The following is a 25,989-nucleotide window of genomic DNA, read 5'->3' on the forward strand; positions in this document are numbered from 1 at the left end:
GAGCTTTCCGACTTCCAGCACACCCGGGAGAGACACGAAGTGAACGCGCCGGACCCGCACAAGGACCGCATCGCAGCCCTGCCCGCGCACCTCCAGGAACAGCTGCGCCGCCGCCTCGCGGGTGGCGCCCGCACGACGGCGGACATCCCGGCCGTCCCCCGCGACGGAGCGCCGCTGCCGCTCTCCGCCGCCCAGCGCAGACTCTGGCTGCTGCACGAACTGGACCCGGACTCCACGGAGTACAACTCCGTCGCCGGACTCCGGCTGACCGGCCCCCTCGACACCGCCGCCCTCACCGGCGCGCTCCGCGACCTGGTGGCCCGCCACGAGGCGCTGCGCACCGTCTTCGACCGGGTGGGCGACGAACCCGTACAGGCGGTCCGGGCGCCGTACGACGTGCCCCTCCCGCTGATCGACCTGGCGGAACAGGCGGACCCGGCCGCCGCGCGGGAGCGGCTGGACGCCGTCGTCCGCGCGGAGGTCGACCGGCCCTTCGACCTGCGCACCGGCCCGCTGTTCCGGCCGGTGCTGGTGCGGGTGGCGCCGGACGAGCACGTGCTGGTGCTGTGCGCCCACCACATCGTCACCGACGGCTGGTCCACCGGCGTCCTGCTCGACGAGCTCGGCGCGCTCTACGCGGGGCGCCTGGCCGGCACCGCCGCCGAACTGCCCGCGCAGGACGTCCAGTACGCGGACTTCGCGGCCTGGCAGCGGCAGCGGATGACCGCTCAGTGGCTGGACGAGCACCTCGGCTACTGGCGCGGCCGGCTCGCCGGTCTCGGTCCGCTGGATCTGCCCGGCGACCGGCCCCGGCCGCAGTCACGGTCGGGCGCGGGAGCCGTCCACGACATCACCTTGCCGGCGGACGTCGCCGAGGGGCTGCGGAAGCTGGCCCGCGAGCAGGGCACCACCCTCTACACCGTGCTGGTGGCCGCCTGCCAGGTGTTGTTCGCCCGCTACGCGGGGCAGCGGGACGTCGCGGTGGGCACCGTCACCTCCGGCCGCAACCGGCCCGAACTCAGCCGCATGGTGGGCTTCTTCGTGAACACGGTGGTGCTGCGGTCGACCGTGGACGACGGCGCCGCGTTCACGGAGTTCCTGGCCGAGGTCAAGGACACCGTGCTGGACGCGTTCGCCAACGACGAGGTGCCGTTCGACCGCCTGGTGGAGGCGTTGCGCCCGGAGCGCGACCCGGGCCGTACACCGCTGTTCCAGACGCTGGTCGTGCTACAGAGCGGCCCCGAGCGGCTGCCCGCACTGCCCGGCCTCCAGGTCGCGGCCTACCAGGCGCCCCGTACCTCCGCGAACTTCGACCTGACCGTCGAGTTCCAGGACGCGCGGGGCGGCACGGGTGCCGACGACGCCGGCCTGTCCTGCTCGATCGAGTACGCCACGGACCTGTGGGACGCCCCGTCCATCGCCCGGATGGCCGGGCACCTGCGGGTGCTGCTGTCCGGCGTGGCGGCCGCGCCGCGGCGTCCGGTGCGCGATCTGCCGTGGCTCGCCGACGACGAGCGGGCCGCCCTGCTGCGGGCCGCCACCGGCCCGCGGGCCACCCCCCGCGCCGCCACCGTGGTACGGCTCCTGGACGACCAGGCCGCCCGCTCCCCGCGCGCCACCGCCCTGGTCTGCGGCCGGGACACCCTCACCTACCGGGAGCTGGACGAGCGGGCCAACCGCGTGGCGCGCGCCCTGATCCGCCGGGGCGTCGGCCCCGAGCAGCTGGTGGCCGTCGCCGCCACTCCGGGCACCGACCTGGTCGTCACGCTGCTGGGCGTCCTCAAGGCGGGCGCCGCCTACGTCCCCGTCGATCCGGACCACCCGGCCGACCGCATCGCGTACGTCCTGGCGGACGCCGCGCCCAGCCTGGTGCTCGCGGACTCCGCCGCGTACGCCACGCTGCCCGCCGCGGTGGAGCGCACGCTCCTCGACGGTGCCGGTGCCCAGGGCCTGGGCGCGGACCTGCCGTGCGGTGCGGTGCTGGACGGTGAGCGCACGGTGCCCTTGGACCCGGACCATCCCGCGTATGTCATCTACACCTCGGGGTCCACCGGCCGTCCCAAGGGCGTGGTGATCGCGCACCGCTCCTTCGCCGACTACGTCGGCTGGGCCGCCGATGCCTACCCGGGTGCGGCCGGCACCGCCGTACTGCACTCGCCGGTCACCTTCGACCTCACCGTCACCGCCCTCTACACCCCGCTCATCAGCGGCGGTCGGGTACTGATCAGCGGACTGGAGGACACGGACGAGCAGCTGCCCACGGCGGCCGGTGCCTGCTCGCTTCTGAAGGTCACTCCGTCGCACCTCGCCCTGCTGGCGAGCACTCCGCGCCAGCTCCAGCCGGCCGGGGAACTGGTCATCGGCGGTGAACAGCTGATCGGCGAGGCCCTGGAGCAGTGGCGGGTGCGGCATCCGGGCACCACCGTCGTCAACGAGTACGGCCCGACCGAGGCGACCGTCGGCTGCATGGAATACCGCGTCCGCCCGGACGACGTGCCCGCGCCCGGCGCCGTCCCGATCGGCCGCCCGCGCGCCAACGCCCGGATCCACGTCCTCGACAGCGCCCTGCGGCCGGTGCCCGTCGGGGTGCCGGGCGAGCTGTACATCGCCGGTAGCGGACTGGCCCGCGGCTATGTGCGGCGGCCCGCGCTGACCGCCGAACGCTTCGTCGCCGACCCCTACGGTCCGGCCGGCACCCGGATGTACCGCACCGGAGACCTCGCCCGGTGGCGGCCCGACGGAGAACTGGAGTTCCTGGGCCGCACCGACGACCAGGTCAAGATCCGCGGCTACCGCATCGAACTGGGCGAGATCGAATCGGCCCTGCTCGCCCACCCGCAGGTGGCGCGGGCCGCCGTCACGGTGCGCGAGGACGCGGCCGGCCACCCGCGGCTGACCGGCTATGTCGTGCCCGCCGACGGTGCCGCACCGAGCCCGCAGGACGTCCGGGAGCACACCGCCGCTGCGCTGCCCGAGTACATGGTCCCGGCCGCCGTCGTCGTCCTCGACGCGCTGCCGCTGACCCCCAACGGAAAACTCGACCACGCGGCGCTGCCCGCGCCCGCGAACCCGGCCCGGGACGCGGCCGGGTACACCGCGCCGCGCACCGCCGTCGAGGAGACCCTGGCCGGCATCTGGGCCGAACTGCTGGGCCTGGAGCGGGTCGGTGTCGACGACAACTTCTTCGACCTCGGCGGCGACTCCATCCTCAGCATCCAGACCGTCTCCCGGGCCCGCCGGGCCGGGCTGCGGCTCGCCTCGAAGGACGTCTTCCTGCACCAGACCGTCGCCCGGCTCGCGCAGCGCGTCGCCGCCGGGCCCGGCACCGGCGCACCGGCCGCGTCTGCGCCGGACCCGGTCGGGCCCGCGCCGCTGACCCCCGTCCAGGACTGGTTCTTCGACACGTATCAGGCAGGACCCGACCGCCTCACCATGTCGCTGTACGTCGACCTCGACCCCGGGGCCGACGCCGCCGCGCTGCGCACCGCCGTCGGGGCGCTGGTGGCCCATCACCCCATGCTGCGGGCCCGGTTCACCCGCGACGGCGACCGCTGGACGCAGGACGTGGCCGCGTCGGAGACCGCGGAGGTCTTCCGGCGGCTCGACCTGTCCGAGGTGCCCGCCCCGCACCGGGAGGCCGCCCGGCGGGCGGCCGCCGACGCGCTGCGCGCCGGGTTCAGCCTGGAGCACGGTCCGCTGTTCGGCGCGGTCCTCTTCGACACGGGCGCGGACACGGGCCGGCAACTGTTCCTGTCCGCACACCACATGGCGGTGGACGGCGTCTCCTGGCGCATCCTCCTGGAGGACCTGGAGCGGGCCTACGAGCAGGCCCGCGCGGGCGGCGCCGTCGACCTCGGACCGGCCGGGACCGGGTTCGGGACCTGGGCGCGCCACCTGCGCGACCACGTACGCGCGGGCCGTCTGGACGGTGAACTCGCCCACTGGAGCGGCGTGTTCGAGGGCGGCCGCGGAGCGGTTCCGGTGGATCACGACGGTGCCAACACCGCGGGCTCGGTGCGCGGCGTCCGCGCCTCCCTGGGCCGTGAGCGGACCGACGCGCTGCTGCGCCGGGTGCCGCCGGTCTACCGGACCCGCGTCAACGACCTGCTGCTGAGCGCCGTCGGCACGGTCCTGAACCGCTGGGCGGGCAGTGAGCGGATCGTGCTCGCCATGGAGGGCCACGGCCGCGAGGAGCTCATCGAGGGCGCCGACCTGTCCCGTACGGTCGGCTGGTTCACCACCCTGTACCCCGTCGCCGTACGGACCGCCGCCGGGAACGGCTGGCGCGAGACGGTCACCTCGGTCAAGGAACAGCTGCGCGCGATACCCGGCAACGGCCTCGGCTACGACGCGCTGCGCCGGCTCGCCGCGGACGGCTCACCGGCCCGCGCCCTGCTCCAGGACCCCACGCCCCAGGTGTCGTTCAACTACCACGGCCGCTTCGACGCCGCCGGGGACGGCGGTCTGGTCCGGGCCCGGCTGGACGGCCTTTCGGACGCGCCGGACGCCGACGAGCTGCGTCCCCACCTCCTCGACGTGGTCGGGGTGGTGGAGGACGGCAGCCTGGACTTCACCTGGTTCTACTCCTCGCACGTGCACGACGAGCGGACCGTGCAGCGGCTGGCGGACGAAGTGATCGCCGCCCTGGGGGAGATCGTCGGCCACTGCCTGGCGCCCGGCGCCGGGGGCTGCACCCCGTCCGACTTCCCGCTCACGCGCCTGACCCAGGACGAGGTGGACGGGCTGGCCGGCGACGGCCGCACCGTCGAGGACATCTACCCGCTCACGCCGATGCAGCACGGCATGCTCTTCCACCGGCTGATGGACCCCTCCTCCCGGTCGTACTTCAACCAGCTCGCCCTGCTGCTGGAGGGCGTGTCCGACCCGGACGCGCTGGCCGCGGCCTGGCAGCGGGTGGTGGACCGCACCCCCGCGCTGCGCACCGCCGTCGTCTGGGAACAGCTCACCGAGCCGGTGCAGGTCGTCCACCGCGAGATGACGGTCCCGGTCGGCCGGCACGACTGGCGCGACTGTACCGGGGCCGAGCAGGAGACGCTGCTGCGGGAGCTGCTGGAGCGGGACCGCGCGCTCGGGCTCGACCTCGCCGTCCCCCCGCTGATCCGGCTGACGGTCATCCGCGTCACCGACGACACCGTCCGCCTGGTGTGGACATCGAGTCATCTGCTGCTGGACGGCTGGAGCACCGCCGCCGTCTTCGCCGCGGTGGGCGACGAATACGCGGCCGCGGTCGCGGGACAGGAGCTGCGGGCGGACACCCCCCGTCCCTTCGGCGACTACGTCGCCTGGCTGGTGGCACAGGACGCCGACGCGGCGGAGGCCCACTGGCGCGCCGCCCTCGCGGGTTTCGACGCGCCCACCCCGCTGCCCTACGACCGGCAGCCGGCCGAGGCACACCGCGCCCAGTCGTCCGAGCCGGTCACCTTCGCCTTGTCCACCGGTCTCACCGAGCGGCTGGCGGCGGTGGCCAGGGAGCACCGGCTGACGCTGAGCACCCTGGTCCAGGGCGCCTGGGCGCTGCTGCTCTCGCGCCACAGCGGATCACGGGACGTCGTGTTCGGTGCGACGGTCTCCGGCCGCCCGGCCGAGCTGCCCGGCGTGGAGTCCATGGTCGGCCTGTTCATCAACACCGTGCCGGTCCGCGCCCGGGTGGCGCCGCAGCAGCCGCTCGCGCGGTGGTTGCAGGAGTTCCAGGCCGAGCAGGTGGAGGCCCGGCCCTACGAGTACGCGGGCCTGAGCCGGCTCCAGTCCTGGAGCGAGGTCCCGGCGGGCACCGGCCTCTTCGACAGCATCGTCGTCTTCGAGAACTACCCGCTCCAGGACGGCGGCGCGGCCGGACACGGGCTGCGCATCCGCGACGTGGACGCCCTGGACACCAACACCTTCCCGCTCAGCCTGAGCGCCCACCGCGACGACCGGCTCCGCTTCGAACTGGCCTACGATCCACAGCTCTTCGACGCCACGACCGCCCGGCGGCTGGCCGGTCAGCTCGACGTGCTGCTCACCGAGACCGCCGCCGACCCGGACCGGCCGCTGTCCCGGCTGCCGTGGCTGACCGGGCAGCAGCGCGCGGAGCTGCTCCGGCAGGGCACCGGCACCGTACGCGAGCGCGCCGCCGACCGCGCGGTGCACGAACTCTTCGCCGAGCAGGCCGCCCGCACCCCCGACGCACCGGCCGTCCGCCACCGGGAGACCACCCTCACCTTTCGCGAACTGGAAGAACGCGCCAACCACCTGGCGCACCACCTGTGTGCGCTGGGCGTGCGGCCCGGCGTCCTGGTCGGGCTGCACGTCGACCGTGGCCCCGACATGGCCGTCGGCCTCCTCGGCATCCTCAAGGCGGGCGGCGCATATGTGCCGCTGGACCCCGAATACCCGGCCGACCGGCTCGCGTTCATGGTCGAGGACTCCGGCATACCGGTGCTGCTGACCCGGTCCGAACACGCCGCGCCCCGGCCTGCCGGCGAGGGCACGGGCGGCCCGCGGATCGTGCGCCTGGACACCGACCTGCCGCAGCCCGGCAGCTACCCGCCGGGCGCGCCCGATTCCGGCGCGGGCCCCGGTGACCTGGCATACGTCATCTACACCTCGGGCTCCACCGGACGTCCCAAGGGCGTCATGGTCGAGCACCGCCAGCTCTGCTACATCCTCGACGCCTGGGAGGACCGCTACCGGCTCTCCGAGCTGCGGCTGAACTTCGTCTCGGTCACCAGCCTCTCCGTCGACCTGTTCTTCGCCGACCTGCTGCGGTCGCTGCCGTTCGGCGGCTGCCTGACGATCTGCCCCGCCGAGGTGGTCACCGACCCGCCCCGGCTCCTCGAACTCATCGAACGAACCGGCGGCGACGCCCTCGAACTGGTCCCGACCCTGGCCAACGCACTGGTCTCGGAGGTCGCTCTGCGCGGCACCCGGCTGCCGCGGCTGAAGCTGCTGTCCGTCGGCTCCGAGGGCTGGCGCTCCGGCGACTGCCTGCGGCTGCTGGACCATCTCGACCCGGACACCCTTGTCGTCAACGCCTACGGCGCGACGGAGGTGACCATCGACGCCACAGTGCTGACCCCGACCGCCGAGGTGCTCGGCGACGGCGCGTTCGTGCCGATCGGCCGCCCGCTGGCCAACACCAGGGTGTACGTCCTCGACGATGACCTCAACCCGGTGCCGGTGGGCGTCGGCGGGGAGCTGTTCGTCGGCGGGGACGGGGTGAGCCGCGGCTACTGGGGCAGGCCGGAGCTGACCGCCGAGCGGTTCGTCGCCGACCCGTTCACGCCCGGCGCCCGGCTGTACCGCACCGGCGACCGGGTGCGGTTCCGCCCGGACGGCAACCTGGAGTTCCTGGGCCGCGCCGACGACCAGGTCAAGATCCGCGGATTCCGGGTGGAGCTCGGTGAGGTCGAGGCGGCGCTGTCGGCGCTGCCCTCGGTGCGCGAGGCCGCCGTCACCGTGCACCGCGACGGCGGCCGCACCCTGCTGGTCGGCCATGTCGTGCCGGCGTCCGGCACCGGCCACGTCACCGGCGCCGAACTGCGCGCCGCCCTCCTCGCGGACCTGCCCGACCACATGGTCCCGGCGCGGTTCGTGACCAGGCAGGCGCTTCCGTACACCCCCAGCGGCAAGGTGGACCGCAAGGCCCTGCCGGCGCCCGACGGCCACGCGGACGCGACCGCCGACCAGGTGGCACCGCGCGACGCGACGGAGGAGCGGATCGCCGCCATCTGGGCCGAGACACTCGGCCTGGAGCGGGTCGGCGTGCACGACAACTTCTTCGAGCTCGGTGGCGACTCGATCCTCAGCATCCAGATCACCTCCCGCCTGCGCGCCGCCTTCGGCGTCGGCCTCTCGCCCCGGGCGATGTTCACCACGCCCACTGTCGCCGGGCTGGCCGCGGCCGTCCCCGGCGGCGCCGGTCCCGGGGCCGCCGACCGGATACCCGCCGTGGCCCGCGACGGCGCGCTGCCGCTGTCGTTCTCCCAGCAGCGACTGTGGTTCATGGACGCGTACGAGCCCGGCGGCACCGAGTACCTCTCACCGACCGGTCTGCGGCTGCGCGGCCCGCTGGACGCCGACGCGCTGCGCCGGGCGCTGGCCGACCTCGTCGAGCGGCACGAGTCGCTGCGGACCGTCTTCGACACCGTGGACGGCAGAGGCGTCCAGATCGTCCGGCCCGCCGCTCCGGTGCCGGTGCCGCTGACCGACCTCTCCGCGCTGCCCGCGGCCGAGCGGGACGCGGCACTCGACCGGCTGCTGCGGGAACAGACCGCCACCCCCTTCGACCTGCGGCGCGGTCCCCTCCTGCGGGCCACGCTGGTACGCCTCGGCGAGGCCGACCATGTGCTGGCGCTGTGCCTGCACCACATCGTCACCGACGGCTGGTCGTCGTCGGTCATCGTCCGCGATCTGGAGGCGATGTACCGGGCGCGGCTGCGCGGTACGCGCGCCGACCTCGCGGAACTGGCCGTGCAGTACGCCGACTTCGCGGTCTGGCAGCGCGCGCTGGGGGACTCCGAGGAGAGCGCGCGGCAGCTCGACTACTGGCGGGAGCGGCTGGCGGACGTGCCGCCGCTGGAACTGCCCACCGACCGCCGCAGGCCCGCCGTGCAGTCCAAGAACGGCGCGATCCTCGACTTCCGCATCCCCGAGCGGGTCACCGAGCGGTTCAAGGAGCTGGCCGCCGGGCAGGACGCGACGCTGTTCATGGCCCTCACCGCCGCCTGCCAGCTGCTGCTCGCCCGCTACAGCGACCAGGATGACATCGCGGTGGGCACCGTGACGTCGGGTCGGGACCGGGTCGAACTGGAGCCGCTGGTCGGGTTCTTCGTCAACACGCTGGTGGTGCGCTCCCGCATCGACGAGCGGGAGCGCTTCACCGACTTCCTGGCCCGGGTGCGGGAGACCGTCGTGGACGGGTTCGCCCACCAGGACGTGCCCTTCGAGCGGCTCGTGGAGGTGCTCGCCCCGGAACGCGACCCCAGCCGCTCACCGTTGTTCCAGGCGATGGTCGTGCTCCAGAACACCCCGGCCGCGCCACCGGCGCTCGCCGGGCTGCGCATCGAGGAGTTCGCGCTGCCCTCCGCCACCTCCAGCTTCGATGTGACGATCCAGTTCGAGGAGGTGGACGGCGGTCTCGCGGGCGGCCTCCAGTACAACACCGACCTGTTCGACGCCGGGACCGCCCGGCGGATGGCCGCCCAGCTCCAGGCCCTGATGGCGGCCCTCGCGGACGCCCCGGACCGCCCGCTGGCATCGGTCGGCGGGCTGCCCGAGGAGGAGCGGGACCGGCTCGCGCGGTGGAACGACTCGGGGCGGTCGGTGCCCGCGCGGCTGCGGGCGGACGAGATGTTCGCCGAGCAGGTCCGCCGCACCCCCGACGCGCCCGCCGTGATCAATGGCGACGATGTGCTGACGTATGCGCAACTCGACGCCAGGGCGAACCAGTTGGCGCATCATCTGATCGAGCGGGGCGTGGGCCCCGACGTCCTGGTGGGGGTCTGCGCCCGCCGCGGCCCGGAGGCAGTCGTCGGCGCGCTGGCCGCGGTCAAGGCCGGCGGCGCGTACGTACCGCTGGACCCGGGCTACCCGGCCGAGCGGCTGACGATGATGTCCGAGCAGACCGCGGCACCCGTCCTGCTGACCCAGGAGGCGCTGCTCGGCCACCTCCCGCCGACCGGCGCCGAGATCATCTGCCTGGACCGGGACCTGCCGGAGATCTCCCGGCACCCGGTCACCGCCCCGCCCGTCCCCGGCGGCCCGGACGCGCTCGCGTACGTCGTCTACACCTCGGGCTCCACCGGACGCCCCAAGGGCGTGATGATCGCGCACCGGTCGCTGTGCCACCTGGTCGACGACTTCGTCGCCAAGTTCCGGCTCGGTCCCGGCGACCGGCTGTTGCAGCATCTGTCGTTCAGCTTCGACGGCGGGGTGTCGGACATCTTCGTCACACTGCTGTCCGGGGCCACCCTCTGCCTGACGCAGTCGGAGGCGGCCGGGGACCTGGCCGACGAGATCCGGCGGCAGCACGCGACGGTGCTGATGACGCCGCCCGCGCTGCTGTCCGCCCTCGACCCGGCCGCCCTGCCCGGCCTGCGGGCCGTGGGCGCCGCGGGTGACGCCTGCCCGGTCGAGCTGGCCGGCAAATGGGCCGCGCACGGCGACTTCTTCAACATCTACGGGCCCAGCGAGACCACCCTGGTCGCCACCGTCTTCCAGGGCGGCGACCCGGGCGGCGCGGAGAGCCTGCCCATCGGCCGGCCGATGGCAGGTGTGCGGCTGTACGTGCTGGACCGCTGGCTGCGCCCGGTCCCCGCGGGCCGCCCCGGTGAGCTGTACATCGCCGGCACCGGCCTGGGCCGCGGCTACCTGGGCCGCCCCGACCTGACCGCGGAGCGCTTCGTCGCCTCGCCGTTCGGCGCCCCGGGCGAGCGGCTCTACCGGACGGGTGACGTGGTGCGCTGGCGGCCGGACGGCAATCTGGAGTTCGTCGGCCGGGACGACAACCAGGTCAAGGTCCGCGGCTTCCGCATCGAACTCGCCGAGGTCGAAGCCGCCCTGCTGGGCCACCCGGGGGTCGCGGAGGCCGCGGTGATCGCCGTCGCGTCGGAGACCGGCCACAAGCGCCTGGTGGCGTACGCGGTGGGCCATGCGCACAGCGGCCCGGCCCCGGACGCGGCGGAGCTGCGCGCCCACCTCGCCGCCGCGCTGCCCGGCTACATGGTCCCGTCCGCGTTCACGGTGCTCGGCAGTCTCCCGCTGAGCCCCAACGGCAAGGTGGACCGCGCGGCGCTGCCCGCCCCGGACTTCCAGGCGGACGGCGAGCACACCTACGTGGCGCCCGCCACCGACGTGCAGCGCACTCTCGCCGGGATCTGGGCCGAGGTGCTCGGCCTGGAGCGGGTCGGCGCCACGGACCGGTTCTTCGACATCGGCGGTGACTCCATCCTGAGCATCCAGGCCGTGTCCCGGGCCAGGGAGGCGGGCCTGCGGATGAGTGCCAAGGACCTGTTCCTGCACCAGTCCGTCGCCGAACTCGCCACCGTGGTGACACGGGAGGAGGACGGCGCACCGGACGCGGGCGACCCGGGGCCGGTCGTCGGCCCGGTGCCGCTCACCCCGTCCCAGCACTGGTTCTTCGACACCCGCGACCACCCGCACCACTTCAACCAGTCGACGCTGCTGGAACTGGTCGAGGAGGTGGACGAGAGCGCCCTCGCCGCGGCGCTCGCCGCGCTGCCCGCGCACCACGACGCGCTGCGGATGCGCTACACCCGCGACGAGGAGGGCTGGCACCAGGAGAGCGCGCCCCCCGAGCCGGTCCCGCCGCACGAGCTGCTCCGCCGCCACGACCTGTCCGCCGTGGGCCCCGGCGAGCGGGCGGACGTCATCGAGCGCACCGCGGTCGAGGTCCAGCAGAGCTTCGACCTGTCGCACGGCCCGCTGCTCAAGGGCGTTCTGTTCACCGGCGCACCGGGCAGCCGCAGCCGGCTGTTCCTCACCGTGCACCATCTCGTCGTCGACGCGGTGTCCTGGCGCATCCTGCTGGACGACCTGGAGCGCGGCTACCGGCAGGCGGTCCGGGGCGAGACCATCACCCTGGGCGCGCGCACCACTTCGTTCCAGGAGTGGTCGCGGCGGCTGACCGAGCACACCGTGAACGGCGGCCTGGACCACGAGGCGGACCACTGGAGCGAGGTGCTGCGCGCCGCCGAGCCGCTGCCCGTCGACGGTCCCGGGCCCAACTCCGCCGACACCGGCGCGACCGCCACCACCTCGGTGGGTGAGGCGGAGACGGCCCTGCTGCTGCGGTCGGCCCCCACCGTCTTCCGCACCCGGATCGGCGATGTGCTGCTCGGCGCGCTCGCGCAGACGCTGTCCCGGTGGACGGGCCGGGAGCGGGTCGTCGTCGATGTGGAGAGCCACGGCCGGGAGGAGATCTTCGACGGTGTGGACCTGTCCCGTACGGTCGGCTGGTTCACCAGCGTCCACCCGGCGCTGCTCACCGTCCCGGCGGACACCGCCGCCCCCGGCGCCGGGTCCGACTGGTCACGGCTGATGAAGTCGGTCCGCCGTGAGCTGCGCGCGGTCCGGGACAACGGCCTGGCGTACGGGGCGCTGCGGCACCTCGCCCCGCAGGGCACGCCCGGCACCGCGCTCGCCGCGCTCAAGGAGGCCGAAACGGTCTTCAACTACCTCGGCCAGTACGAGAGCGCGGCACCGGGACAGGCATCCGGCAGCCCGCGCGGTGTGATCCACACCCAGCACGGTGCGATCGGCCAGGACCAGAGTCCGGCCGAGCGCGCCACCCACCTCCTGGAGGTGGTGGGCAGCGCCGTGGACGGGCGCCTGGAATTCACCTGGCACTACTCGACCAACGTCTTCGACCCGGGCACGGTGCGGAAGCTGGCCCAGTCCTTCGAGGAAGCGCTGTGCGGTATCGCACGGCACTGTGAGGCCGTCACCGGCCGGAAGCGGAGCGCCCGCTAAATGACCCGGACGCGAGCGTCGCAACCGTCACAGCACCCGTCGGACCGGCGGGATCCGCCCCGCCGGTCCACGCCCCTGTGGCGCAACCGCGACTACAACATCCTGTGGATCAGCCGGTCACTGACCGAGGTCGGTTTCAACGCCTCCACCATGGCCTTCCCGCTGCTGGTGCTCGCCGTGACGGGGTCACCCGGTACGGCGGGCCTGGTGCAGGGCGCGAACGCGACCGCCCAACTGCTCGCCGGCCTGCCGGGCGGCACACTGGTGGACCGGTGGAACCGCAAAGCGGTGATGCTGACCTGCGAGGCCGTCCGTGCGGTGGCGCTCGGCTGGCTGATCTGGACGGTCTGGACGGGCACGGTCGCGATCTGGCACATGGTCGTGGTCGCCGCGGTGCTCGGTGTGTGCAGCGCCCTGTTCGACCCCGCGGAGGAGGCGTCCCTGCCGCATGTCGTGCCGCCGGACCAGTTGGCGACCGCGGTGTCGATGAATCACGCCCGCAACTCGATCGGCAACCTCGTCGGCACCTCGCTCAGCGGCGCGCTGTTCGGCGTGAAGCGGGTGCTGCCCTTCGCCGTGGACGCGCTGACCCACGTCGTGTCGTTCTGCATGCTGCTCTTCGTCCGTCTGCCGAAGCCGGCGCGGCCGGCGGAGGGGGCGCCGCCCGCGAATTTCCGCGGGGAGCTGCTGGAGGGCCTGAAGTGGGTCTGGGGCCACCGCCTGATCCGGGTGACCGCGATGTGCGCGGTCGCGGTGAACTTCCTGTTCCAGGTCCTGTACCTGGTCATCATCGTGGTGGCCCAGCAGAGCGGTGTGCCGTCGGCGAAGATCGGTGTGATGGCCGCGATGTTCGGCGCGGGCGGGCTGCTCGGCGCTCTCGCCGCGCCGCGCCTGTACGTGCGGCTCGGCCCGCGGGCGTCGGTGGCGCTGCCCTTCTGGGCGATGGCGGTCCTGGCGCCGGTCACCCTCACCACCGGCGACGGCATCGTGCTGGGCCTGGTGCTGGCGGGCATCGCCTTCCTCGCGCCGACCGCCAACACCGCCGTCGGCACCTACCAGTTGCTGATCACCCCGGACCGTCTGCGGGGCCGGCTGAGCGGCGTCATCGGACTGATCGCGGGTATCTCGACGGCGCTCGGCCCCATGGTGGGCGGGCTGCTCATGGAATGGGCCGGCGCCCGCTGGGCGATCCTGCTGTCCACCTTCGGCATCGCCGTACTGGCCGTCACCGTGACGCTCAGCCCGACCCTCCGGGGCTTCGGCGCTCTCGCGGCCGACCCGCCCGGCGAGGACGGGCCCGCGGCGGACGGGCCCGGCCGGAGCGAAGCCACGGCGGGCACCCCCGACACCCGCTGACCGCCGTACCACCCCACGGCACGACGAAGGGCGGGACCCGTCGGCATCCGGCCACCGGGTTCCGCCCTTCGTCCGTCCCGCTCTTCGTCCGTCCCCGCTCTTCGTCCGTCCCGTCCGGGGCGGCGGCGGACGCTACTCCGCCCGGTCCACCCGGACACTGCCGTTCTGGCTCGTCAGCTCGATGCTCCGCTCGCTGCCCTTGGTGTTCGGCACCGCGGAATGGGCCTGCCCGTTCGTCGCCTTCGTCGTCACCCGGTACTTCTCGGCGCCCTTCGGCAGCGTGACGTTCACATTCCCGTTCCCGGCCGATGCGGTGATCTTCCGCGGCGCCGCCTCGAACGTGGCCTTCACCCGCCCGTTGGACGTCGTGGCGGTGAATTCCTCCGACGCGATGCCCGTCGCCGACGCATTGCCGCCGGATACGTTCATCCCCAGTTTCCCGGAGATGTTCTCGACCTCTGCCGAAGCGTCCTTGACCCGGATGTCCAGAGGCTGCGTGAGCCCCTCCGCGCTGACCGGCCCCGCGGTGCTCTCCAGCGACACGGACGCGCCCTTCGGCACCGTCACGGTGTAACTCGCCTCACAGGAGAGGGAGATACCGTTGCATTCGGTCCGCAGGGTCAGCGTGGACCCGTTCAGGGACCACTCGGAGTTGCCCGCGTCCCCGGCCTTCCCCTTGAGTGTCCGCGCCACGCGGATTTTGCCGTCACCGTCCCCGGGTTTCAGCCGTACCGTGGAATTGGTCGCCCTGATGGAGAGCTTCTTTCCGGAGTAATCGAAGTTCTTCTCGTCACTCTTGCTCTCACCGTCCTTGGCCACACCGCACGAACTCACGGCGAGAGACACGACCACGGCCCCCAGCACAGCGGGAATCAGGCGCGCACGCTGCAACATTGCTCCCCCTAACAGACGGCGGTCCCCCCGCCTCTGCGATATGGCGACACTTCATTTCACGGCCCCGCCCACCGGCCGGGCCGCTGGCGATCCACTCTACGGATGCCCGCGCCCGAATCCTCCAATGTGGCCGAAAAGCGATGTCTCGCAGCAGGGTTCGAGACCTTGTGCCTTCCCCGAGGGGGCGGTTGCCGCCACGGGGCAACTCGCGTGCCGGGCTCTGCGTCCGGTGCCGGCGGGCCTCAGGGTGGTGTCGCCGCTCGGTGCGGCCGCCACGGCAGCGTCGGTAACTCCGGCGCCGTGACAGGGAGTTCGCTGACGACGGCGGTGCCGTGACCGGAGTGGGACCGTCCGCCGATTCCGGGCCGGTGCACCGTGAGGTTCAGGCCAGCTTGCCGGCGACCCGCGGGGAAGGCGGCGCCGGGAACGGCCGGTGAGGCACGGCCGTGCCACACGGCGCCCGCCGACGTGTCCGGGTGCGGGAACAGGTGGTGGCGGGACGCGAAAGAGGGACGAAAGCCGGCCAAGTTCCAGATTGCAAACTTGACACAGATCTCAGGGGGGTGGAGGTAGCGCTACCCATCGGCATCGGATAATCTGCGAAAGCAGTTCGGTAACGGGGGGGTTCCGGAACGGGGCGACGGAACACACTGCGGTGCGCAGGTCATTGCATTCATGATGCGACCTCCCAGGTCAGCCCCACACGTACCTGCTCCGCCGGATATCACAACCAGCTCCCGGCGTGCAGGTGCAGGAGGCAGAGACTGATTTCTATGAGTGCTGGAAGACGTATCTCCCGTGTCTCCTCGCAACGCATCCACTGCACGCTCGATGACCTGTTGCGCTTACGCGTGAGCACGACGGTTGCGCCACACGTCGAAACGTACTTCGCACTGCGGACACTGGAGAGCCCCGGTTCACCGGAACTGGCCCAGTGGCGGCTCAAGATATATCCGAAGCTGGGCGGAAACCTTGTCCTGCTCAAAAAGCTTTCCCAATTGTTTCCTTCTCCCGGTCTGCTGCTGAGGCTGTTGCAGGGCCGGGCTCAGGAGTCCCGGATCGCGCTCGTGCGGATCGGGGAGACCGCGGAGCGGCTGGCGGGCGCCGTCCACGACTTCTGGCGGATCGCCGTGGCGCCGTACTGGTCCCGTATCCGCGCCCATGTGCAGGCCGAACAGGCGGCACTGGAACGGATGCTGGCCATCGGGGGCGTCGAGCACCTGCTGTCCCATCTGGGGGGCGGCGGCCACTGGTCCACGCCGGTACTGGAGCTTCCGCACGAACAGGACGGGGACATCCGGCTCGACGGCCGGGGGCTGCTGCTGGTCCCCTCGCTGTTCCTGCCGCAGCGGCAGGGGCACCTGCTGGACATGGCCGGCCCTCAGGGGCATCCGCTGCTGCTGCCGACCGGCCCGGTATCCGATCCCGAGGCGTTCTGGGCGGAGCCGGAGGACGACGGACAAGCCCTGGCGGCGCTGGTCGGCACCACCCGGGCCAGCGCGCTGGAGGCGCTGGTCGTCAGCCGCACCACGGGGGAACTCGCCCGCCGGCTGGGCATATCGGGGCCCGGCGCCAGCCAGCACACCGCCGTCCTGCGCGGCGCCGGGCTGATCACCACCCAGCGCGACCGGAACACCGCACGGCACGAACTCACCCCGCTGGGGCGGGCGCTGCTGCGTGACCGCGGCGTGAGCAGTGCGGAGGAGACGTCCGGCGACTGGCTGCGCGGTCCGCTGCCCGAGCCGGTGCCGTGCCGGTGACGGTGCGCCGCGGCCGCCGGTCCGTACCGGGCCGGCGGCCGTCGCGCGAGGGTGGTGCGCGGTCGGTCAGGCGGGGATGATCCGGGAGCGGTTCGCGCTGCCCGCATACAGACGGCGGATGTCCCGGCTGATATTGAGGCGCTTCAGCCAGCGGTCCGCACCGTCATAGCGGGCGGCAAAAGGCTCACGCCCGTGCACCACTTGATAGTTGTCGATGAATACCGCGTCACCGGGCTGGAGGGCGACTCGGCCCGCCGCATCGCTCAGGACTTCCTGGGTGGCGCCCATGGCCTCGGTGGCCGCCGTGTCCTCACCCGACATGAAGTCGATGTCGAAACGTAGATAGGGAGTTCGCGCAGGACCGAAGAGCACCGGCCCGGTCGTTCCGCCGGGCGGGCCGCCGGCGTCGTCCGACGCGTTCGCCGAACGCGAACTTCCGGTATGTGAATCGTCCGGGTAGAAGCGGAATCGGGGTTCCGAGAGGATGCTCCGCAAGGTCTCCGGGAATTCCAGGGAACCGACCCGGGTCACCGTTGTTCCCACCGCATCCGGATTGCGCAAGCAAAGGAGTGAGACGTAGTCGGCGCGGCACGGGTGGAAGACGTCCTCGGTGTGCAGCGACAGCGTCTTGGCGCTGCTGGCGCTGGTCAGCGAGGACTCCATGCCGGGGGCCGGGCAGACGTCGTGGACGATACGGCCGTCCTGCTGGCTCTCCCAGCCGAACGGATCGCCCAGCGCGGTGCCGCACAACAGCAGCGCCACCTCCTCGCGATGGCCCGCACCGGACTTCGCGGCGCGGTCCCACCCGGTGGGCGTGGGGGGAAGGTCGGGGTGGATCGGGAGACCGGACACGACGGTCACGTCCCATTCCGCGGCGCGCGCCTCCGAGAGGAACGCGCGCAGGCGCCGGGGCAGTGACGGCGCCGCCACGGCGGCACGGTCCATGGCCGCCATCGGGTCCCACTCGTCGTCGGCCACGATGCCGTCGATGAGGGCGTCGATGCTCTCCCGCTCCTCAGCGGTCAACACCAGCTTGTGCACTTGACTTCTCCAGTCCTGCGAAAGACCCGCGGGCGGCCCGGCCCGGACCGCCCCGTGGTACGGCCGTCAGGCCGCCGTCCGCCGCACCAGGCTCGCGGGCCGCATATCGGTCCAGTGGGCATTGATGTACGCGACGCACGCCGCGCGGCTGTCCTTGCCGTGGGCGACCGTCCAGCCCGCGGGGACCTCGATGAAGTCCGGCCACAGGGAGTGCTGGCCCTCGTCGTTGACCAGCACCAGGTAGCTGCCGTCCGCGTCCTCGAACGGGTTGGCCATGGTGGTTCCTTCCGGATCACGGCCCGCCGGGAACGGTGTCCCGCGGGCAGGGTGGGCGCGCCTGGCCGGCGCGGAGGGGAAAGGGGCGCGGCGGGTCAGCCGGCGGCGAGCTCCCGGGCCGCGGCCAGGACGAGGTCGTTGGCCTCGGCGGTGCCGATCGTCAGCCGGATGCCCTCGCCGGGGTAGAGCCGCACCTGTGCGCCCCGGTCGGCGCACGACGTGTGGAACGCCTCGGCGCGAACCGGCTCGTCGAGCCAGACGAAGTTCGCCCGGCTCTCCAGCACGCGCCAGCCCTGGGAACGCAACTCCGCCTGCACCCGGGCCCGTTCGGCGCTGATCGTGGCGATCCGCCGGACGAGGTCCGCCTCGGCACCGATGGAGGCCGCGATGGCGACGCGGGCCAGCTCGCTGATGCTGTACGGAACGGATGTGGGCCGCACCCGCTTGACGACCTCGGGCGAGGCGATGCCGTAGCCGATGCGCAGCCCGGCGAGGCCGTACGCCTTGGAGAAGGTGCGCAGGCTCAGCACGGGGTGCCCCGCGCGCACCAGGTCCAGCCCCTGCGGCAGATCGACGGCGTCGGCGGCGAATTCGGTGTACGCCTCGTCGAGGATCACCAGCACACCGCCGGGGAGCGACGCCAGGAAGTCGTCGAGGGCCGCGCGGCCGATGGTGGTGCCGGTGGGGTTGTGCGGGTTGCAGAGGATCACCACGCGGGTCCGGTCGGTCACCGCTGCCGCCATCTTCGCCAGGTCCTGCTCCCCGTCGGCGGTCAGCGGGACCTCGACGCGCTCGGCCCCCGCCATGTCGGCGATGATCGGGTAGGCGTCGAACGCCCGCCAGGCGTAGAGGACTTGATCGCCGGGTTCCTTGATGTACGCCTGGAGGGTCTGTAGGGCGACGCCGACCGAACCGCTGCCGATGATGACGGATTCGACGGGGACCCCGCGCCATGCGGCGACGATTTCCATCAGACCGTCCGCGTAGAACTGCGGATAGCGGTTGATCTCGGTGACGGAATCCGCCAGGGCCTTGCGCACCTCCGGGAGGGGTGGGTACGGCGTTTCGTTCAATGCCAGCCGATGCAGCGGCGCGGGTATGTCAGTGGTGTGTGGCACGGGCTTCCGTCCTCTTTGCTCTGCGGATTTCCACGTCAGGCGGAAACCGGCTCCAGCTGGAAGATGACGGTGCTCGACGGCGTGCTGTACGCGTGCTGCGCGGTGCACTTCCAGCCGGCCTCTTCGAAGACCGACTCCCATTCCTCAAGGCTGGGTATGTACTGGCCCATCAGCGCGTGTGCCGTCTCGAATCCCAGAGTGAAGAGCGGGATGTCGGAGATCTGGTTCGTGGTGTCACGGTGGGTGTCGGCCAGCAGAAAATACTTGAGATTGGGAAGCTCGGTCCGGATGCTGCGCAGCAGCGCCACACAGTCCTCCCGGGGCCAGAAGTCATGACCCATGAGATAGGACGTCATCAGATCGACGTCCTTGAACTCCGGGTACTGGCTGAGCTTTCTGGCATCGCCCTGGATCAGCTTGACCCGGTGCTGCATCCCGCTCTCGGCCAGTGCCTTCTCGCCGACGTCGATGGCGCCCTTGGCGATGTCGATGCCCACACAGCGCACCGTCGGGTCGCGCCGGGCGAGCTGCACCAGCCGCTCACCGCTGCCGCAGCCGAGGTCGGCGGCGACCGAGAACTCCAGGCCGGCCAGGGCGTTGAAGAACGCCTCGTCCATGAAGACCTCGTTCACGTCACGGCAGGCGATGCTCACGGCGGTCGCATCGCGCCGGATGAAGTCATCGCCACGGCCGGCGGTGTGCGTCACCTCGCCCATGCGCTGGAACAGCGAGCCGTAGCCCTTGGTCAGCCACTGGAAAAGGCCCTTGGCCCGGGAGAATTCCTCGAAGGTCGCGCCGCGGGTGACGCGGTCCCCGTCGACCTCCACCACCTCCGCGTACGTCAACGCGCGGACAGTGGCCCGCAGCGAGGGTTCGTGCAGGCCCTTCTCCGCTGCGTACGAGGGAATGTCGAAGGAATCGGCCCCGTCCAGCACCCGGAAGATTCCGATGTCCCAGGCCGCGCTCACCGCCCAGGTGGCAATGCTCGAATTGAAAAGTTCCGCAGACCGCTTGTACTCGATGGTGTGCCCGGTGATTCCGTCGCTCATGCTGACCGTTTCCCCCGTCTTCTGTGAAGGTTCGCGAATTCATCACGCGATGCCGCAACGGCCGACGATCGTGCCGATCTCACCGTTCGTCCGCCGCTTCCAGTGGCTTACTGTCGTTCGACGCGGACCGCGACGCCACCTCTGTAAGCTGACGCGAAAAGAAGCAGGTCCCGGTGAGCACCGGAATCCGCTTCCCACGGTGCCCGGCCGGCGGTGAAATCGCGCCCGCGGCCCAGCGTCCGCCACCGCGTCGGAAGCCCGGTCCCCGTCCGTTCCCTGTCCGTTCGGGGATGACCGGGTGGAGTTTTCTCCACCCGGAAGACGGGACGCAACGCCAGTGCGCGGCACGGCCCGCCCCGCTTGACTGGGCGGCACGCCGTGGACGCGACCGTGCACGGGGAGCGAGGCGAAGGAGGAGATGTGTCCGTCACCGGAATCGGTGTCCAGCAGGCCGTGACACTCAGCGCGGTGGTCCGGCTGTACGGCCGTGGCGACAGCCAGGTGCCCGCCCTGCGCGGTGTCCACTGCGGCTTCGCCCGGGGGTCGTTCACCGCGGTGATGGGCCCCTCGGGCTCGGGCAAGAGCACTCTGCTCCAGTGCGCGGCGGGCCTGGACCGCCCCACCTCGGGCCGGGTGTTCATCGGCGACACCGACATCAGCGCGCTGTCCGAGACGGAGCTGACCAAGCTGCGCCGGGAGCGGATCGGTTTCGTCTTCCAGTCCTTCAATCTCATGCCGTCGCTGAACGCCCGCAAGAACGTGGCGCTGCCGATGCGGCTGGCCGGGCGGAACCCGGGCCGCGCGCAGGTGGACGCCGCGCTCCAGCAGGTGGGCCTGGGCGACCGGGGCGGCCATCGGCCGTCGGAGATGTCCGGCGGCCAGCAGCAGCGGGTGGCCATCGCCCGCGCCCTGATCAGCCAGCCCGACGTGCTGTTCGCCGACGAGCCGACCGGCGCCCTGGACACCAACACCAGCCGTGAGGTGCTGACGCTGCTGCGGTCCGTGGTGGACCACGCCGGGCAGACGGTGGTCATGGTCACCCACGACCCGGTCGCCGCCTCCTGGGCGGACCGGGTGCTCTTCCTGTCCGACGGCGCGGTGCACGGTGAACTGATGGGCCCGACGGTGGCCGCGGTGAGCGAGCACATGGCACGGCTGGGCGGCTGAAACCCATGATGTCCATCGCTCTTTCGACCCTGCGCACCAGATGGACGCTGTTCGTCGGCACGTTCATCGCGCTGGCGCTCGGCGTCGCACTGATCGCCAGTACCGGCCAGGTCCTCGACGCCACCCGGGGCACGTCGAAGCCCGGCAGCCCCGGCCGCTATGACGCGGCAGCCGTCGTGGTGCGGGCCGGCCAGTCCTTCACCGTCGACTTCGGTTCCGGGGACGGCGCGTACGACCAGCGGCAGACCGCCACCTCCCCGCACCGTCTCAAGGACGTACAGAAGACCGCCGACGCGGTGCGCGCGGTGCCCGGCGTGCGGCAGGTCGTCATCGACCGTTCGCTGCCCGCCCGGGTGGTGGCCGGCCACACCGGTGATGCCGAGGACCGCCCGGTCGGTCACGGCTGGTCGAGCGCCCAGCTGACGCCCTTCCATCTCACCCGGGGCCACGCGCCCGTCGGCGGCGGCCAGGTGGTGGTCGCCGCCTCGGTGGCCGAACGTGCCGGGGCGGACGTCGGTGACAAGGTCTCCGTGGTGACCCCGCAGGGCCGGGTGCAGATGGCCGTCGCGGGTATCGCGGCGCCCCCCGGCAAGGACGGCGTGCCCGGCGAGGCCACCGTCTTCTTCGCCGACGACACCGCGCAGCGGCTGTCGGCCGACCCGGACCGGGCCGATGCGGTGGCCGTCCTCGCCGCGCCCGGCACCTCTGCCACGGCTGCCACGGCCCTGGCCGACCGGGTCCACACCGCGCTGCCGGACAAGACCCTCAAGGCCGCCACCGGCGCCGCCAAGGGCGGCGATCCGGCCGCCGCCGCCCGCGCCGCGGCGCTCGGGGACGTCGCCACGCTGCTCGCCGTCATGGCGGTGATCGCCGGCTTCGTCTCGATCTTCGTGGTGTCGGGCACCTTCGCCTTCGCCATCGCGCAGCGCAGCAGGGAACTGGCGCTGCTGCGCACCGTGGGCGCCACACCGCCCCAGGTACGCCGCATGATCATGGCGGAGTCGGCGGTGCTGGGCGTCGTCGCCTCGGTCACGGGCTGCGGCATCGGGATCTTCGGCGGCCGGCTGCTCGCCTCGGTCCTGTCGTACTTCGGTATGGCGCCCAAGGACTTCGACGTCCCCGCGTCGCCCCCGATCCTGCTGATCAGCTTCTTCGTCGGGCTCGGCGTGGCGCTGCTCGGCGTGTTCGCCGCCTCGCGGCGGGCCGCGAAGGTCCGCCCGGCCGAGACCATGCGGGACTCCGCGGTGGAGACCCGGGTGATGACGCCGGGCCGCTGGATCACCGGTTCGCTGTTCCTGGCGCTGTCCGTACTGCTGCTGGTCATGCTGCCGCAGGCGGGCAGTGACGGCGCCGTGGTGATCTCGCTGGTGCTGACCGAGATCCTCGTGGTGGCGATGGTGGCGTTCGCGCCGCTGCTCGTCCCGCCGCTGGTGCGGCTGGCGACCTTCCCGCTGGCCGCGGTGACCCACGTCACCGGGGCACTGGCCGGCGACAACGCCCGCGCCGCCGTGCGCAGGACCGCGTCGGCCGCCGCCCCCATCCTGGTCACGGTGGCCGTCGCCGGTTCCATCGTCGGCGTCACCAACGCGAGTTCGGCGACCACCATCGCCGACGACCGCGCACATCTGAAGGCCGATGTGGTGGTCGCCGCCGACGGTGGCACGGGCCTGCCCACCACCGCGCTGCGCGAACTGTCCTCGGTACCCGGGGTACGGGCCGCCTCGCCGGCCGCCGAGACCAGCGGCTTCCTCGTCGGCTCCAGTTACGTCATGTCCAGCGGTATCGGTGCGGTGGATCCGGCGAACCTGTCCGGCGCCATCCGGCTGGACACCGTCAAGGGTTCGCTGGGCGACCTGCGGGGCGACGCGATCGCGGTGACGAAACTGGTCGCCGGGCAGCTGGGCTGGCGGGCGGGCGACGACGTCGAGGTGTACCTCGCCGACGCCACGAAGGTACGGGTGAAGGTCGCCGCGGTGATCAGCTCGTCCGCGGGCCTGCCCGCGGTGCTCTTCCCGCGGGACACGCTGGTCCGGCACGCGCCCGACGCGATGGCGAACACCGCCTACCTGTCGTTGGCACCGGGCGCGGACCGCGCCGCCGTGACGAGCGCCGCGGGAAAGATCGCGGACGCGTACGGCGCGGCCGCGTACGACCGCGACGACTGGCTGGCGCGGCGGGCCTCCGCCGCGCAGGAGGAGGGCCACATCCTGGTCCTGGTCCTGCTCGGCATGGCGATGCTCTACACCGGTATCGCCATCGCCAACACCCTGGTCATGGCCGCCGGGGAGCGGGCCGAGGGCATCACCCTGCTGCGCAAGCTCGGCGCGACCCGGCCGCAGGTGCTGCGCACCGTCGTGTGGGAGACGCTGACCGTGGTGGTCGTGGGCGGGGTGCTGGGTGTGCTCGCGGACGGGGTGACGATGCTCGGCATGAGCCGGGCACTGTCCGAGTCCGGTGAGGGTGCCGAATTCCCCGTGCCGTGGTGGGAGATGGGATCGGTGCTGGCCGGCTGCCTGGTGGTGGCCATGCTCGCCACGCTCGTGCCCACCCTGATCCAGCTGCGCTCCGCCGGCGGCCGCGCGGAGCAGGCCGATGCGCCCGGCGTGCAGGAGCCGGTGCTGACGGGCGTGGGATGAGCCGCCCGTTGCCCATGGACCGGCCGGTCCGGCAGTCCGTGTCCCCCGCACGGAACCTGCCGGACCGGCCGCTGGCCGGCGCCTTCCCGGGCGGGGCGCCCGCCTGCGCCCGCCCCGCCCGGGACACGGTGCGGTGGGCGGGCCCGTGCGGACCCCGCCCGGACGCTCTCCACGGGCCCGGACCGGCCCTTAGTGTGGGGGCGATGAGCTCCTCTCCCACCTGGCGGGCCGTGACCGAGAGCCCGGTCGGCTTCCTCACCTCCGCGGCGCCCTGGCGTTCGCTCGCCTACCTCGCCACCTCCGCTCTCCTCGGGCTGGCCGCCCTGATCGTGCTGGGTGGCGTGCTGGTATGCGGGCTGCTGCTGTCGGTGCTGGGCATCGGGCTGGTCATGCTGGCGGGCTCGTTGCTCCTGGGCATCCCGCTGGCCGCGCTGGAGCGCCGCCGGCTGCGGCTGCTGGACGGGCAGTACGCGGACCGGCCGGGCAGTCCGCACGGTGCCGTCGCCCGGCCGGGGCTGTGGCCGTGGCTGACCGCCCGGCTGCGGGAGCCCGCGACCTGGCGGGAGTTCAGCTACGCCGTGGTGTTCGCGATGTTGCTCTCCTTCGTGGACCTGGCACTGCTGACGATGACCGGCCTGCTGGTCGCGCTGATCGTCGCCCCGGTCTTCGTGGCCGTCTCCTCCGCGCAGCCCGAGGCGCTGGTGCTCACCGGCATCGGGATCGCCGCGCTGCCGGTGGCCGCGTACATCCTGGGCGTGGCGGCGGCCGCCCAGTCCTGGTTCGTCCGGCTGATGCTGGCCCCCAAGGAAGGCGAACAGACCGACCAGGTCGTGGAGTTGACCCGCTCGCGGGCCCGGATGGCCGACGCCTTCGAGGCCGAGCGGCGCCGTATCGAGCGCGATCTGCACGACGGGGCGCAACAGCACCTCGTGGCGCTGGTCATGACGCTGGGCCTGGCCGAGCTGGAGTTCGGCGCCGGCGGCGCGGGGGCCGGAAAGGGCGGCGAACTGGTCTCCCGGGCCCGGCGCGAGGCGAAGCAGGCGCTGGGCGAACTGCGCGACCTGATCCGCGGCATCCACCCGCAGGTCCTCACCGATCACGGCATCGCCGCGGCGGTGTCCGAGGTCGCGGTCCGCTGCCGGGTGCCGGTCTCCGTCGATGTGGAGCTGGCCGGGCGGCTGCCCGCGCAGATCGAGGCCACCGCCTACTTCTTCATCAGCGAAGCGCTCACCAATGTGGCCAAGCACAGCGGGGCCGCGGCCGCCTCCGTGCACGGCCGGCTGGCCGCGGGCCGGCTGGCCGTCACGGTCACCGACGACGGCGTCGGCGGTGCCGCACTGCGCGACGGCGGCGGACTCCAGGGCTTGTCCGACCGGGTCGCGGTGGTCGATGGAAGACTGACGCTGGCCAGCCCCGCCGGTGGTCCCACCGCCCTCAGCCTGGAGATTCCGTGCCAGTACAGCCACTCCGTATCGTCCTCGCAGAGGACTCGGCCCTCGTCCGCGAAGGGATCGTCGAGCTGCTGAACAAGTTCGGCCATCAGGTGGTCCGCGCCGTCGGGGACGCCGACTCCCTGCTCACCGCCGTGGGCGAGTGTTCCCCGGACATCGTCGTCACCGACGTACGGATGCCCCCGGGGCACGGTGACGACGGGCTGCGCGCCACCATCCAGCTGCGCAAACGCGACCCGGACCTGCCCGTCCTGGTCCTCTCCCAGTACATCGCCAACGCCTACGCCAAAGAACTGTTCACCCCCAGCCGGGCGCCGCACCGCCAGAGCCGGGCCGGCCTGGGCTACCTGCTCAAGGACCGGATCGGCGAACTCAGCGAATTCGCCCAGGCCGTCGAACGCGTCGCCGCAGGAGCCATGGTGATCGACCCCCAGGTAGTCCAGCACATGCTGATGGAGCGCGACCGGCGCCATCAGTCGCAGCTGCTGTCCGCCCGCGAACAGGAGGTGCTCGGGCTGATGGCGCACGGCTACTCCAACGCGATGGTGCGCGACGCGCTGAACATCAGCGACGGCGCGGTGGCCAAACACATCGGCAACATCTTCACCAAGCTCGGACTGTCCCCCGACGACGGGAACCGGCGGGTGCTCGCCGTCCTGGCGTATCTGCGGGACGAGTAACGCCCTGGGCGCGCGGCGGCCGTTCCTGCGCTGTCCATCCCTACCGGCCCCTTCGTCCCGTCCTGCTTC

At 72.6% G+C, this 25,989-nt stretch carries 12 protein-coding genes; 7 read left to right on the top strand and 5 right to left on the bottom strand.

The genetic code is table 11. From position 1 onward, the window contains the following. Window positions 1-39: 39 nt before the first annotated feature. Both ACLJWH_RS21510 and ACLJWH_RS21515 read left to right on the top strand, forming a co-directional pair. Complete coding sequence (locus ACLJWH_RS21510) at window positions 40-12,492, top strand: amino acid adenylation domain-containing protein (RefSeq protein ID WP_411143365.1); 12,453 nt, start codon at window positions 40-42, stop codon at window positions 12,490-12,492. Next, the gene (locus ACLJWH_RS21515) at window positions 12,493-13,848 is read left to right on the top strand and encodes an MFS transporter (protein WP_411143366.1); all 1,356 of its coding nucleotides are present in this window, start codon (window positions 12,493-12,495) and stop codon (window positions 13,846-13,848) included. A gap of 132 nt (window positions 13,849-13,980) precedes the next feature. Here ACLJWH_RS21515 and ACLJWH_RS21520 read toward each other — a convergent pair whose 3' ends face one another. Then, window positions 13,981-14,700, bottom strand: coding sequence for a DUF4097 family beta strand repeat-containing protein (locus ACLJWH_RS21520; RefSeq protein ID WP_411143367.1), 720 nt, complete (start codon window positions 14,698-14,700; stop codon window positions 13,981-13,983). Between the two features lie 893 nt (window positions 14,701-15,593). Between ACLJWH_RS21520 and ACLJWH_RS21525 the strand changes: the two genes are divergently transcribed. After that, window positions 15,594-16,502 (top strand): ArsR/SmtB family transcription factor, encoded by a 909-nt coding sequence (locus ACLJWH_RS21525; protein WP_411143368.1) that lies wholly within the window; start codon window positions 15,594-15,596, stop codon window positions 16,500-16,502. A 66-nt stretch (window positions 16,503-16,568) separates the two neighbouring features. Here the strand turns inward: ACLJWH_RS21525 and ACLJWH_RS21530 are convergent, their stop codons facing one another. The 4 genes from ACLJWH_RS21530 to ACLJWH_RS21545 all read right to left on the bottom strand — a co-directional run bounded on the left by ACLJWH_RS21530 (window position 16,569) and on the right by ACLJWH_RS21545 (window position 19,986). Then, window positions 16,569-17,543, bottom strand: coding sequence for a TauD/TfdA family dioxygenase (locus ACLJWH_RS21530; RefSeq protein ID WP_411143369.1), 975 nt, complete (start codon window positions 17,541-17,543; stop codon window positions 16,569-16,571). 66 nt (window positions 17,544-17,609) lie between these two features. After that, window positions 17,610-17,819, bottom strand: a complete 210-nt coding sequence (locus ACLJWH_RS21535; protein WP_411143370.1) for an MbtH family protein — start codon at window positions 17,817-17,819, stop codon at window positions 17,610-17,612. A 95-nt stretch (window positions 17,820-17,914) separates the two neighbouring features. After that, window positions 17,915-18,937 carry a histidinol-phosphate transaminase gene (locus tag ACLJWH_RS21540; RefSeq protein ID WP_411143371.1) on the bottom strand — a complete coding sequence of 341 codons (1,023 nt, stop codon included), beginning with the start codon at window positions 18,935-18,937 and terminating at the stop codon, window positions 17,915-17,917. 35 nt (window positions 18,938-18,972) lie between these two features. Then, complete coding sequence (locus ACLJWH_RS21545; protein ID WP_411143372.1) at window positions 18,973-19,986, bottom strand: class I SAM-dependent methyltransferase; 1,014 nt, start codon at window positions 19,984-19,986, stop codon at window positions 18,973-18,975. A gap of 420 nt (window positions 19,987-20,406) precedes the next feature. On the opposite strand from ACLJWH_RS21545, the gene ACLJWH_RS21550 reads away from it, so the two are divergent. The 4 genes from ACLJWH_RS21550 to ACLJWH_RS21565 all read left to right on the top strand — a co-directional run bounded on the left by ACLJWH_RS21550 (window position 20,407) and on the right by ACLJWH_RS21565 (window position 25,920). Beyond that, entirely contained in the window at window positions 20,407-21,153 is a 747-nt protein-coding gene (locus tag ACLJWH_RS21550) for an ABC transporter ATP-binding protein (protein WP_411143373.1), read from the top strand. An 8-nt stretch (window positions 21,154-21,161) separates the two neighbouring features. After that, on the top strand, window positions 21,162-23,789 hold the full coding sequence (locus ACLJWH_RS21555) for an FtsX-like permease family protein (protein ID WP_411143374.1): 2,628 nt from the start codon (window positions 21,162-21,164) through the stop codon (window positions 23,787-23,789). A gap of 203 nt (window positions 23,790-23,992) precedes the next feature. Then, window positions 23,993-25,315 carry a sensor histidine kinase gene (locus ACLJWH_RS21560; RefSeq protein WP_411143375.1) on the top strand — a complete coding sequence of 441 codons (1,323 nt, stop codon included), beginning with the start codon at window positions 23,993-23,995 and terminating at the stop codon, window positions 25,313-25,315. Then, window positions 25,240-25,920, top strand: a complete 681-nt coding sequence (locus ACLJWH_RS21565) for a response regulator (protein WP_411143376.1) — start codon at window positions 25,240-25,242, stop codon at window positions 25,918-25,920. Before ACLJWH_RS21560 ends, ACLJWH_RS21565 begins: the two co-directional genes overlap by 76 nt. Window positions 25,921-25,989: the final 69 nt, after the last annotated feature.

Source organism: Streptomyces sp. x-80, from assembly GCF_046549095.1.
GTDB classification, from domain to species: Bacteria; Actinomycetota; Actinomycetes; order Streptomycetales; family Streptomycetaceae; genus Streptomyces; species Streptomyces celluloflavus.

Coding starts and splice junctions, on each gene's coding strand:
- ACLJWH_RS21515 (WP_411143366.1), top strand. CDS start 12,493: ATGACCCGGACGCGAGCGTCGCAACCGTCACAGCACCCGTCGGACCGG.
- ACLJWH_RS21535 (WP_411143370.1), bottom strand. CDS start 17,819: ATGGCCAACCCGTTCGAGGACGCGGACGGCAGCTACCTGGTGCTGGTC.
- ACLJWH_RS21545 (WP_411143372.1), bottom strand. CDS start 19,986: ATGAGCGACGGAATCACCGGGCACACCATCGAGTACAAGCGGTCTGCG.
- ACLJWH_RS21555 (WP_411143374.1), top strand. CDS start 21,162: ATGTCCATCGCTCTTTCGACCCTGCGCACCAGATGGACGCTGTTCGTC.
- ACLJWH_RS21560 (WP_411143375.1), top strand. CDS start 23,993: ATGAGCTCCTCTCCCACCTGGCGGGCCGTGACCGAGAGCCCGGTCGGC.